The organism is Paenibacillus tianjinensis (assembly GCF_017086365.1).
GTDB lineage: Bacteria > Bacillota > Bacilli > Paenibacillales > Paenibacillaceae > Paenibacillus_AQ > Paenibacillus_AQ tianjinensis.
In genome coordinates, this window is the sequence record NZ_CP070969.1 from 1,594,837 (window position 1) to 1,606,308 (window position 11,472).

General features: G+C 52.1%; 12 protein-coding genes, 1 pseudogene and 1 riboswitch. Of the genes and pseudogenes, 12 read left to right on the forward strand and 1 reads right to left on the reverse strand.

From position 1 onward, the window contains the following. Positions 1-3 precede the first annotated feature (3 nt). From JRJ22_RS06950 to JRJ22_RS06995, 10 genes and pseudogenes are all read left to right on the forward strand, one after another. A pseudogene (locus JRJ22_RS06950) lies at positions 4-1,305 on the forward strand (ABC transporter substrate-binding protein). A gap of 101 nt (positions 1,306-1,406) precedes the next feature. Then, the gene (locus tag JRJ22_RS06955) at positions 1,407-2,291 is read left to right on the forward strand and encodes a carbohydrate ABC transporter permease (protein WP_206103818.1); all 885 of its coding nucleotides are present in this window, start codon (positions 1,407-1,409) and stop codon (positions 2,289-2,291) included. Beyond that, the gene (locus JRJ22_RS06960) at positions 2,288-3,115 is read left to right on the forward strand and encodes a carbohydrate ABC transporter permease (RefSeq protein ID WP_206103819.1); all 828 of its coding nucleotides are present in this window, start codon (positions 2,288-2,290) and stop codon (positions 3,113-3,115) included. Before JRJ22_RS06955 ends, JRJ22_RS06960 begins: the two co-directional genes overlap by 4 nt. A gap of 20 nt (positions 3,116-3,135) precedes the next feature. Further along, on the forward strand, positions 3,136-5,148 hold the full coding sequence (locus JRJ22_RS06965; RefSeq protein ID WP_206105012.1) for a beta-galactosidase: 2,013 nt from the start codon (positions 3,136-3,138) through the stop codon (positions 5,146-5,148). A gap of 86 nt (positions 5,149-5,234) precedes the next feature. Next, positions 5,235-5,344, forward strand: a riboswitch (guanidine-I (ykkC/yxkD leader). Positions 5,345-5,433: 89 nt separating this feature from the next. After that, positions 5,434-5,790 carry a DMT family transporter gene (locus tag JRJ22_RS06970; RefSeq protein ID WP_206103820.1) on the forward strand — a complete coding sequence of 119 codons (357 nt, stop codon included), beginning with the start codon at positions 5,434-5,436 and terminating at the stop codon, positions 5,788-5,790. Continuing rightward, entirely contained in the window at positions 5,791-6,105 is a 315-nt protein-coding gene (locus JRJ22_RS06975) for a DMT family transporter (RefSeq protein WP_206103821.1), read from the forward strand. It begins immediately after the preceding gene. Positions 6,106-6,215: 110 nt separating this feature from the next. After that, positions 6,216-7,079, forward strand: a complete 864-nt coding sequence (locus tag JRJ22_RS06980; protein ID WP_206103822.1) for an aldo/keto reductase — start codon at positions 6,216-6,218, stop codon at positions 7,077-7,079. 156 nt (positions 7,080-7,235) lie between these two features. Continuing rightward, positions 7,236-8,138, forward strand: coding sequence for a spore germination protein (locus tag JRJ22_RS06985; protein ID WP_232381057.1), 903 nt, complete (start codon positions 7,236-7,238; stop codon positions 8,136-8,138). A 53-nt stretch (positions 8,139-8,191) separates the two neighbouring features. Continuing rightward, positions 8,192-8,494 carry a helix-turn-helix domain-containing protein gene (locus tag JRJ22_RS06990; RefSeq protein WP_076139116.1) on the forward strand — a complete coding sequence of 101 codons (303 nt, stop codon included), beginning with the start codon at positions 8,192-8,194 and terminating at the stop codon, positions 8,492-8,494. Next, complete coding sequence (locus JRJ22_RS06995; RefSeq protein ID WP_179088996.1) at positions 8,491-9,357, forward strand: IS3 family transposase; 867 nt, start codon at positions 8,491-8,493, stop codon at positions 9,355-9,357. Before JRJ22_RS06990 ends, JRJ22_RS06995 begins: the two co-directional genes overlap by 4 nt. Before the next feature lie 82 nt (positions 9,358-9,439). Here JRJ22_RS06995 and JRJ22_RS07000 read toward each other — a convergent pair whose 3' ends face one another. Beyond that, complete coding sequence (locus JRJ22_RS07000; protein WP_206103823.1) at positions 9,440-10,513, reverse strand: M42 family metallopeptidase; 1,074 nt, start codon at positions 10,511-10,513, stop codon at positions 9,440-9,442. A gap of 150 nt (positions 10,514-10,663) precedes the next feature. Between JRJ22_RS07000 and JRJ22_RS07005 the strand changes: the two genes are divergently transcribed. Together JRJ22_RS07005 and spoVAC are read left to right on the forward strand one after the other, a co-directional pair. Beyond that, on the forward strand, positions 10,664-10,834 hold the full coding sequence (locus tag JRJ22_RS07005; RefSeq protein WP_159067692.1) for a hypothetical protein: 171 nt from the start codon (positions 10,664-10,666) through the stop codon (positions 10,832-10,834). A 139-nt stretch (positions 10,835-10,973) separates the two neighbouring features. Next, positions 10,974-11,471, forward strand: coding sequence for a stage V sporulation protein AC (spoVAC, locus tag JRJ22_RS07010; protein ID WP_370656238.1), 498 nt, complete (start codon positions 10,974-10,976; stop codon positions 11,469-11,471). The last annotated feature ends 1 nt before the right edge of the window (position 11,472 follow it).

An 11,472-nucleotide genomic window follows, 5' to 3' on the forward strand; every position in this document is an offset into this window, starting at 1 on the left:
AGCATGAACAAAATGACCAAAGGTGTACTCTGCACAATGCTCACCGCTACTATGCTTGCCGGCTGCGGCAGCAATAATACCAATAATACAGGTGCAGCTAACGATGCTGGCACAGGCAGCAGTGTTGCCAAAAGCGTCACTCTGAAGATGTTCATCGCGCAGCCGCGTTTTAAAGAACAATACGATAATTACATTGCCCAATTCGTCAAAAAAGAGAAGGCCGAGAAAAATATCGACGTTACCGTACAGCTTGAGATGCCGACGGCAGACAACGCTTCGCAGATTCTGAAAACGCGCCTTGCCTCGAACGATGCGCCGGATATTTTTGCCATCCATGCCGTAAATGAGATTCCGTCTTATTATAAAGCAGGATATCTGGAAGATTTGTCGGATCAGCCGTTTGTCAGCAAGCTGCTGGATAGCGTGAAGCCTTCCGTAACGACTACTGACGGCAAAGTGGTAGCACTCCCGCTGGAGACCTTGTCCTGGGGCTACCTCTACAACAAGACCATCTTTGCCAAATACGGGCTGACACCGCCGACGACGCTGACAGAGCTTAAAGCAGTTACAGAAACACTTAAAGCCAATAATGAGACACCTTTTGTGCTCTCCTATAAAGAATCCTGGATTCCGCAGCTGGTGCTGCCGCTGGCCGTCGGGGGAATGGTCAAGACCGAAGATGCGGACTTTGTGGATAAAATGAACAAGGATGAGGGCTCATTCACTGAGATGAAATCAGCAATCTTCGATGTGTTCGATCTGATCAACGAGAATGGTACAGCGAAGGCCACTGAGGTCGGCGGAGACGACGGTGCGGCTGCATTTGCAGCAGGACAGGGCGCAATGTGGCTGATGGGTCCGTGGTACGCCGAAACGATCCTCAAGTCAAACCCTGATCTGGACTTTGGCGTAGCACCGCTCCCGATTAACGATAATGCTGACGCGACGCTGATCAACCTGAGCGCTTCGACTTCACTGGCGGTATCGCCTACGAGCAAGAACAAGGAAGTAGCGCTTGATTTCCTGAACTATGTGCTGGATGACACGGACTCGAACGGCCTGTTCCAGGCGATGAAATTCAATCCGGTAGCTACTGTGCATACTTACGAAATGTATCCTTGGATCGCTGAAGCAACGTCTTATGTAAAAGAAGGAAAATCGGTACAGGACCCGGCTATTCCGCAGTCTGTGAAGGATGAAGTGGGCAAAGGGCTTCAGGCATACTAGGCCGGACAAATGACGCAGGATGATGTGCTCAAAGCGCTCGACAAAGCGTGGAAATCCTACAACAAAGTAAATAAATAAGCTGAAATCTACAGAGCAGGGATGGAAGAACAGAGCGGGGGCTTTGTCTTCCTCCATCCCTGATTTACTTTGCACATCACAGAGGGAGAGGGGCGGAACCTGTGCCGGCTAACCGATATAAATCCATTGTTTCACTGCTTGCTTTTGTCGCACCCGCATTTATCATTTACTCATTGTTTCTGCTGATTCCTACCATTGGGGGCATGTATTACAGCTTTACGGACTGGAACGGACTAAACCGCGATTATTCGTTTATCGGCCTCGGCAATTTCGTTGAAGCGCTGCGTGAAGATCCCGATTTTGTAAACTCGCTGCTGTTCACGTTGAAATATGTGCTGTTCATGATCGTGCTGCAAAATGTCTTCGCCCTTGTGCTTGCCGTATTCATTGAGACCAAGATAAGAACCAAAGGCTTCTTCCGGACGATCTTTTTCATGCCGAATATGATCAGTACGATCATCAGTGCTTTTATGTGGACGTTCGTGTTCTCCCAGGTACTGCCGCAGCTCGCCGAAAAAACCGCCATAAGCTTTCTCGACCAGCTGTGGATCGGGGACCCCAAGGTTTCCTTTTATTCGATTATTATCGTTTCGCTGTGGAACGGTGTCGGCTATATGATGATTATCTATCTGGCCGCCCTGCAAGGGGTGCCGCAAAGTCTCAAGGAAGCTGCCGTCATTGACGGGGCCAGCCCGTTCCAGACCTTCCGCAAAGTGACGCTGCCGATGATTACGCATGCGGTTACGATCTGCTTCTTCCTTACACTGAACGGGGCGTTCAAGGTGTTTGAGGTGGTATACGGGCTTACCGGCGGCGGTCCGGGACGCAGTACGCAGGTTATCACGATGAACATTTATGAAGAGGCGTTCTCCAACAACTTCCGCTACGGGTATGCCAGCGCCAAATCGGTCATCCTGTTCATTATTATTCTGCTCTTTACCTTTATCCAGATCGGCGTCATGAAGAGAAAAGAGGTGGAGGCATGAGACTCAGAAAAAGTGCATCGCTGTTCATTACCTTGTTCCTTACCATCGGGGCAATCATTTCTTTCTTTCCGATCTATCTGGCAATTATCAATTCGCTCAAAACACAAGGGGAAATGTTCGCGTCCTTCACGGCGCTGCCGACGAAGCTGCATTTCGAGAACTATGCTCACGCGTTTAAGCAGATCAATCTGCTGGGCAGCACAATCAACTCCGTAATCGTCTCGGTTATCGGGATTGGAGGCATTATCTTCTGTGCAGCTCTGGCCGGCTACAAGCTGTCCCGGACCAGCGGCAGACTGAGTGCGGCGATCTTCTCGCTGTTCATCGCCTCGATGCTGGTGCCGTTCCACTCCATCATGATCCCGCTGACCCGGATGGCCAAAAACCTGCATGTCAGCGGCAGCACCTACGGTCTGGCTCTGATCTATATCGGTCTTGGCGTGAACATGGCGATTTTCCTGTATCATGGCTTTGTGAAATCCATTCCCCGTGAGCTTGAGGAAGCGGCGCGGATTGACGGCTGCGGTGAATTCCAGACGTTCTTCCGGATTATTTTCCCGCTGCTGCTGCCGATTACGGTAACAATTGCGATTCTCGACTTCCTGTGGATCTGGAATGACTTCCTGCTGCCGCTCCTGATGCTGACCGACTCTACTAAATACACGCTGATCTTATCTACCAATACGCTGTTCGGGGAGTACAATAAGGAATGGTCGCTCATTCTGGCGGCTTTGGTATTGACAGCGCTTCCTGTTATTATTATCTATGGATTCTTTCAGAAGTTTATTATGCAGGGAATTGCCGAAGGGGCAATCAAAGGCTAAGGGGAGAGGACTGGAAAGTGATGAATCAGTTACGCTACGGAGTCGCTTATTACGACGAGTATATGCCCTATGAGAGATTAGATGAAGATATTGCCATGATGAAGGCGGCCGGCATCAACACGGTCCGGATCGCCGAATCCACCTGGAGTACACATGAACCGCAAAACGGAGTCTTCGACTTCACCTCCGTGGACCGTGTACTGGATGCCATGCACGCTGCAGGAATCGGCGTTATCGTCGGAACACCGACCTATGCCGTGCCTACCTGGCTGGTGAAGGAGCATCCGGAGGTGCTTGCCGTAACGGCAGACGGTCCCGGCAAATACGGCGCCCGGCAGATCATGGACATTACGAGCCCGGCCTATCTCTTCCATTCGGAGCGGATTATCCGCAAGCTGATCAGCCGGGTGTGCAAGCATCCGGCAGTCATTGGCTACCAGACGGACAACGAGACGAAGTATTACGGGACCGCCGGGGACAACGTGCAGCTGCGCTTCGTAAAATATATGCGCGAGAAATTCGGCACGCTGGACGTAATCAACGCGAGATTCGGACTGGATTACTGGAGCAACCGGATCAATGCGTGGGAGGACTTCCCCTCGGTGGTCGGAACGATCAACGGCAGCCTGGGTGCGGAATTCGCCCGCTTCCAGCGCGGCCTGGTGACGGAGTTCCTCGCCTGGCAGGTGTCACTGGTGAATGAGTACAAGCAGCCGGGGCAATTTGTAACGCAGAACTTTGATTTTGAATGGTGCGGGCATTCGTATGGCGTGCAGCCGTCGGTGGACCATTTTGCCGCCGCTGAAGCGTTCGATATTGCCGGTGTAGATATCTACCATCCTTCGCAGCATGAGCTGACCGGAACGGAGATTTCCTTTGGCGGGGATATGACGAGGTCCCTGAAGCGCAGCAATTATCTGGTACTGGAGACGCAGGCGCAGGCTTTCCCGAACTGGACCCCTTATCCGGGACAGCTGTGGCAGCAGGCGTTCAGCCATCTGGCCTCTGGGGCGAACATGGTCGCCTACTGGCATTGGCACTCCATTCACAACTCCATTGAGACGTATTGGAAAGGGCTGCTGAGCCATGATTTCCAGCCGAATCCGGTCTATAACGAAGCGAAGACGGTCGGCCATGATTTTGCCCGGTTAAGTGAGTCGCTGGTGAATCTGCGCAAGGAGAACAAGGTTGCAGTTATGGTCAGCAATGAAGCACTGACAGCGCTGGAATGGTTCAAGCTGCCGGATGGAAAAACCTACAATGATGTGGTGCGCTGGCTGTATGACGCCCTGTACCGCATGAATATCGAATGCGACTTTATTCAGCCTTCGTGCACAGAGCTCTCACGCTATAGTCTGATCGTGGTTCCGGCACTGTATGCGGCACCAGATGAGGCGCTGGAGCGGCTGAATGAGTATGTGCGCCAGGGCGGACATGCCGTCTATTCCTTCAAAAGCGGCTTTGCTGACGATACCATTAAGGTGCGTACGTCAGCGCAGCCGGGCATAATCAGCGAAGCCTGTGGGATCCGCTACAGCCTGTTTGTCACTCCGCATGAGGTGCGGCTGCGCAGTGAGCATCCGGAGATCATCGTTGCCGCTGATGACAGTGGCGCCGAAGCCTGGATGGAACTGATCACTGCGGAGGACGCAGAGGTCCTGCTGCATTATGATCATCCGCACTGGGGGCAATATGCCGCTGTAACCCGGAACCGCTACGGCAGCGGGACGGCGACTTATATCGGCTGCATGACCAGCAGGGAGCTGCTCAGCAGTATTCTAAAGAATGTGCTCCAGGAATCCGGATTATGGGGAGCAGAACAGGAGCTGGCATTTCCGCTGATCGTCAAAACAGGTGTGAATCCGCACAACGAGACCGTCCGCTATTATTTCAATTACAGCGATACTCCGCAGACTTTCGTATACCCACATGGTGTTGCCGCGGAACTGCTGTCGGGCAAGGTTATTCGGTCCGGAGAACAGCTTGAGCTTGAAGCCTGGGGTGTAAGGATTGTGCTGGAGGCTGGAAGCTGAAAGTTCAAGGCTGTATGCTGGAGCTGGAAGCAACTACGGGTTGCTTTCTGCGCTGTGATTTGCTAACATACGATGTAACTTAATCAGGTTTGGTTTTCTAGGGTTCCGCGGCGGAATATGGCCGGTCTGGTCCGAGGGAAAACGCACGGATGCCAGATGCTCCGTGTCTACACGGAGGGACAAAAGCCCGGGAGGTATCGTCAATGATGACGATGGCCTTCCGGGCTTATTTTATTGGCGCGGGAGGCTGAGATTAAGAATTCAAGGGAGCGGGAGGAGAAAGTGATGAGCAAGAGCAGTAAGGCATGGCTACAAATCGCAGGCGCCGCCTGCTTCGAGGTCGCATGGGTGATCGGGCTGAAGCACGCATCCGCGCCGTGGGAATGGGGGATTACAGTGCTCGCCATTCTCATAAGTTTTTATGTTCTGATCTCTGCCAGCAGGACTCTGCCAGCGGGTACGGTATACGCGGTATTTGTCGGGCTCGGCACTACCGGAACTGTGCTGGCGGATATGCTCTGGTTCGGGGAGCCATTTCGTATGCTGAAGGTGGTATTGATAATCCTTTTGCTGGCCGGGGTTATCGGGTTAAAGCTGACTACCAGTGACGGGCCGAAAGAACAGATCAAGGAGGTGTCCTAAATGGACTGGCTGATGCTGATTGGTGCGGGACTCAGCGAAATGATCGGGGTGGGGATGATGGCGAAGCTGCAAACGCACCGCAGCTGGCGGACCGTTTCCCTGCTGATATTCGGATTTGGCGCCAGCTTTGTGCTGCTGTCGCTGGCCATGCGGACGCTGCCGATGGGCACGGCTTATGCCATATGGACCGGGATCGGCGCTTCCGGCGGAGCAGTCCTTGGCATGTTATTCTATGGCGAATCCCGGGAGATGCGGCGGATACTCTGCATTGTGATGATTCTCGGTGCTGCAATAGGATTGAAACTGATTGCCTGAGATCATAGAAGATGTTAAAGATTTGGACACCTGTACGATGTTTCGAACGAGACAACATGGTAAGTATATTAAGTATACAATCCAATCCATTCGTTAAGGAGACTTCTCATATGAACAATAGCACTCACAACCGGATTAAGCTGCAGGACGGTGCTTCTGTCCCGAGAATCGGACAGGGCACCTGGTTTATGGGCGAGGATGCTGCGAACCGTGCCGAGGAAATCGCAGCCCTGCGCCTGGGTGTGGAACTTGGCATGAACCTGATCGATACCGCTGAAATGTACGGGGACGGACGTTCCGAAGAGCTGGTCGGCGAAGCTATCCGCGGGATCCGTGATGATGTGTTTCTGGTCTCCAAGGTGTATCCGTATAATGCCGGACAAGGGTCGCTTATCCGCAGCTGCGAAGACAGCCTGAAACGTCTGGGCACTGATCATCTGGATCTGTATCTGCTGCACTGGCGGGGCAATGTCCCCCTGGAAGAAACCGTTGAAGGCATGGAGGCCCTGGTAGCTGCCGGCAAAATTAAACGCTGGGGCGTCTCCAACCTGGATACGGAGGATATGAAAGAGCTGCTCAGGATTCCCGGCGGGGAGCACTGTGCAGTGAATCAGGTGCTCTATCATCTGGGTTCACGCGGTATTGAGCATGAACTGCTGGCCTGGGAAAGAAGCCACAAGATTCCCGTAATGGCCTATTCCCCATTAGCACAGGCGGGCAGCCTGCGTAAAGGTCTTACCGAGAACGAGACTGTTCAAGATATCGCTTTGAAGCACGGGGTAACCCCGCTGCAGATCATGTTAGCCTGGAGCATCCGTGACGGCGATGTCATTGCCATTCCCAAGGCGGCTTCCCGCCAGCATGTCGCCGAGAATGCGGCGGCAGCTCAGATCAGGCTGAGCGATGATGAGCTGTGGATGCTGGATGAGGCATTCCCGCAGCCAGCCTGGAGAGTTCCGCTGGATATGATTTGATCTTAGCTTGTTAGGCATAGGAAGGCCGTCCGTTGATTGCGGACGGCTTTTGTGTGTGTCCAGGGAATAGGGGCAGGCGGAAGGTGCCTACTCTTGCGGACCGGAATTTACATATAAAAGGATAGAATGGAAACCATACTACAAGTGACGAGATAAATGAAGGGAATATCGCTAATGAAGCTGCGCAGACCGTTTAGGTATAACAGTAAAGCATCTGCTGCCCAACAAGTGCAAGACGCTTCTCAACCGCAAGACGCCGCTAATCATCAGTCTATGGTGCTAGATAAGGATTTGCAGCAAAATATCCATCAGATCCGGGCGATTTATGCCAAAAGTTCGGATATCATTTACCGCTCCTTTTATATCGAAGGCCAGACAAAAGCAATTCTGATCTATATTGACGGCCTGTCGGACTCCGCCGGGATCGAAAAAAATGTGATCACCCCTCTCATGCATGAGATCAACGGTGAGGCCACTGCCATTAGCCAGCTGGCGGAGCGGAAAATTTCAGCAGCTCAAGCAATACCCTTTACCACCTTCGGGGAATGTGTCAGCTATTTAGCGAATGGTCTGCCGGTGCTTATCCTGGATCAGGAAGCCACCGGTCTCGCTTTCGGATTGAACAAGTGGGAAAAACGCTCCATTGAAGAACCTGCGGCGGAGTCAGGCATCCGCGGGCCCCGCGAGGGCTTTACGGAAACGCTGCGGATCAATACTTCCCTGATCCGCCGGATCGTAAAGAGTCCTCTGCTCAAAATGGAAACGATGAAAATCGGCGGTTATACCCAAACGAATGTTGTCATTGCTTACATTGAAGGGCTGGCTGAGAAGAATCTGGTTGAAGAAGTCATCACCCGGCTGAAACGTATCCGGATCGACGGCATTTTGGAAAGCGGATATATTGAAGAGCTGATTGAGGATATGCCCTTTTCACCATTTCCGCAGCTGATGTCGACAGAACGCCCTGACGTAGCCTGTGCGAATTTACTGGAAGGACGGGTAGCGATACTGGTAGAAGGAACTCCTTTCGTATTAATTGAAGTGCACCCCTTAGAATAGACATTGGAAAAACCCCAGGGTAAATCCGATGTAATTCTAGGGGGTGCATTTTTATGCCAGCTAAGAAAGGTCAGAAGTTTAAGCATTATCCTGAGTCTGTGAAAGTAGAAGCTGTTCGACTGTTTATGGAGGAAGGATGGTGCTGCAGAAAGATTACAGAACACCTGGATATTAATGACAGGAAGCGTGTCAGTGTCTGGGTGAGGAAGTATCGGGCAAAGGGAAAAGACTCTTTTCAGGATAGACGTGGAGATCCGCACAGGTCTGAAACAGAGCAAGAGCGAGAACTACGTCGTTTACAGTTGGAGGTAGACGTTCTAAAAAAGTGGTTACAAATCTTGAATCGGGAGGGTTGAAGGATAGATATGTTGTCATCGACGAACTGAAGCATAAGCAGACCGTAAAGGAACTCTGTGGATATTTAGGGGTCCACAGAAGCGGTTACTATGCTTATCTGAAGCGCAAGGAAAAGGATCCAGACCAAGAGTTGAAACGTAAGATCAAAGCCATATACGAGCAACGGGACAAGACGGTAGGATACCGTCGGATACAGGATGAGTTATACCGCCAATATCACCTTGTCGTGAATCACAAGAAGGTTTTACGACTCATGCAGGAGCTTCGTATTAAGGCGATTATACGCCGTAAGTACGTCCATAGAACAACCTATGAGGCAGCAGTTTCGGATGGAAGAGTCGCAGAGAATCTACTGAAAAGAAATTTCAAAGCGGATAAACCCAACCAGAAATGGGTAACGGATGTTACACAATATCGGGTATTCGATGAGAAAATTTACTTATCAGCCATCAAGGATTTGTGGAATAACGAGATCGTCGGATACCACATTAGCAGATGTAACGACAATCCACTTGTATTAGAGACGTTTAGAAAGGCCTTTGAAACACATAAAGACGTGACTGGACTGATCGTTCACAGCGACCAGGGATGCCAGTACACGTCCCATGCATACCACGACATGCTGCCACAGGTTGGCGCCCAAATCAGCATGTCACGCCGAGGAAATTGTTATGACAATGCCTCCATCGAGAGCTTCTTCTCTCATCTTAAAGTCGAAGCACTCTACCCTTATGATATACGAAGTATCGCTGAGGCACAAAGAAGAATTGAGGAGTATATACGTTTTTACAATGAAGATAGAGCACAACGAAAACTAAACAAGCTGACTCCTGTTGAGTACAGGAATCAGCTTGTAGCCTAGGTCTTTTTTCAATGTCTACTAAATGGGGTCTTGACCAAGGTCAATAGCCTTCATTCCCGCCCGTTTTTTAACGGTCGTGGTCTTAGCTGTTCTCTAGGATGGTCTGGAGCGTGGTGCGGTCCAGTCCTTCAACGAGCTTGATCAGCAGCTCCTTGGCCGCCTCGTAATCATCGCTGTGAATCACAGACGAAGCGGTATGGATGTAGCGGGAGCAAATTCCGATTACCGCAGACGGAACGCCGATCCCGCTGACATGTACCTGGCCGGCATCCGTTCCGCCCTGGGAAACGAAATACTGGTACTTGATCCGGTGGGTATCTGCTGTATCCTGGACGTACTCAATCAGTCCGCGGTGGGTAATCATGGTCGGATCATAAATCCGCAGCAGTGCGCCTTGGCCGAGCTGGCCGAAGGCCTGGCGGTCGCCGGTCATGTCGGCGGCGGCACTGGCATCCAGGCCGAAGAAAATGTCCGGTGCCAGCAGGTTGGCTGCGGTGCGCGCGCCGCGGAGGCCAGCCTCTTCCTGCACCGTAGCACCGGCATAGACCGTGTTCGGCAGCTTTTTACCCTGCAGCGCCTTGACCAGTTCAATCGCGAGGCCCACGCCATAGCGGTTGTCCCAAGCCTTGGCCATAATTTTCTTCGGATTGGCCAGTGGTGTAAACGGGCAGATCGGCAGGATCTGCTGGCCTGGCTTCACGCCGAAGCTCTCAGCTTCTTCCCGGCTGTCTGCACCGATATCCAGATACATTTTGCTGATATCGCCGGTTTTGTTACGTTCCTCCGGGCTTAGCAGATGGATCGGCGTGCTGCCGACCACACCAGTCAGCGTGCCCTTCGGGGTAATGATCTGCAGCCGCTGTGACGCCACTGCCGACGCCAGCCAGCCGCCAAGCGGCTGAAACCGGATCATTCCGTTGCCTGTAATACCGGTGACCATGAAGCCTACTTCGTCAAAATGACCGGCGACCATAATTTTGGGGCCGTTTTCTTCGCCGCGCAGTACGCCGAAAAGGCTTCCCAGCCGGTCCTGCACGAACTCATCCGTATAAGGTAACATAGCATCCTTGACGTAAGCGCGCAGTTCACGCTCGAAGCCCGGAGCTGCGGGGAATTCGGTCAGTGTTTTAAATAAGTCCATCGTTTCTTGGTTCATATGCTTATCGCTCCTTTACTACATATAGTATGAACATTCCGACTTCTCTTGTCTATCTTAGGGTGCCTCCCGCAAACACCGGGCAGCTGCTGTGCGAATAATATGTGGTAGTGGCTCTGAAGCCAGGAGCCGGGAAAGGAAGCGAGAACAATGAGGGTTGCAGGAAGCATTTCCGGGCCTTACGGGCAGGGTGTCCCCCGCAAAGTGCATACGCGCGGAATGCAGAGAAGGTATCCCCGCCGGTACCGGCGGGAGAGCGAAACGGTACTGATTTTGGTTTTATTCCTGCTGCTGATAGTGGTGCTGTTGTTTTTTTCCTGAGTATTCCAGGACATAATCTGGCGGCAGATGGCGAACAATAAGGAAAAACTTCTAAGAGAAGAAAAATCCGAGGGGAAACGGCAGCCCGATTGTTGCTCTGATATCTTCCCTTCGCCTACATTCCAGGAGGTGTCCCTATTTGCCGGCAAAAACCAAAAAAACCGGTGTCAAGCTGCGGCTTGACACCATGACTCCACAGGACTATGAGAAATTGTCCAAGCCTTTTGTGCCTTCCCGTCCGGTATTCAAAAACTGCATCCGGGCCTTTCTGTCGGGAGGTTTGATCTGTGTGCTGGGACAAGGGATCCAGGAGGCGTTCATGGCTATCTTTGATATGACCTCCCGCGAAGCCTCAAGCCCCACGGTAGCGGTGCTGATACTTATTTCCGTGATTCTGACCAGCTTTGGCGTATATGATAAATTAGCCCAGTGGTGCGGAGCCGGGACTGCGGTGCCTGTTACAGGTTTCGCCAACAGCATGTGCTCCGCGGCGCTGGAACACCGTGCAGAGGGTCTGGTGCTCGGGGTAGGCGGAAATATGTTCAAGCTGGCCGGCTCCGTCATTGTGTTTGGTGTGGTTGCTGCGTTTGTGGTCGGTGTAGTGTACGCCATTATGGGCTGGGGAGGTTCGCACTAAA

What these genes read in the sequence shown, in the direction of transcription:
- JRJ22_RS06970 (WP_206103820.1), top strand. Translation starts at nt 5,434, where the DNA reads ATGAGCAAGAGCAGTAAGGCATGGCTACAAATCGCAGGCGCCGCCTGC.
- JRJ22_RS06975 (WP_206103821.1), top strand. Translation starts at nt 5,791, where the DNA reads ATGGACTGGCTGATGCTGATTGGTGCGGGACTCAGCGAAATGATCGGG.
- JRJ22_RS06985 (WP_232381057.1), top strand. Translation starts at nt 7,236, where the DNA reads ATGAAGGGAATATCGCTAATGAAGCTGCGCAGACCGTTTAGGTATAAC.
- JRJ22_RS07005 (WP_159067692.1), top strand. Translation starts at nt 10,664, where the DNA reads ATGAGGGTTGCAGGAAGCATTTCCGGGCCTTACGGGCAGGGTGTCCCC.
- JRJ22_RS07000 (WP_206103823.1), bottom strand. Translation starts at nt 10,513, where the DNA reads ATGAACCAAGAAACGATGGACTTATTTAAAACACTGACCGAATTCCCC.
- JRJ22_RS06965 (WP_206105012.1), top strand. Translation starts at nt 3,136, where the DNA reads ATGAATCAGTTACGCTACGGAGTCGCTTATTACGACGAGTATATGCCC.
- JRJ22_RS06980 (WP_206103822.1), top strand. Translation starts at nt 6,216, where the DNA reads ATGAACAATAGCACTCACAACCGGATTAAGCTGCAGGACGGTGCTTCT.
- JRJ22_RS06960 (WP_206103819.1), top strand. Translation starts at nt 2,288, where the DNA reads ATGAGACTCAGAAAAAGTGCATCGCTGTTCATTACCTTGTTCCTTACC.
- JRJ22_RS06990 (WP_076139116.1), top strand. Translation starts at nt 8,192, where the DNA reads ATGCCAGCTAAGAAAGGTCAGAAGTTTAAGCATTATCCTGAGTCTGTG.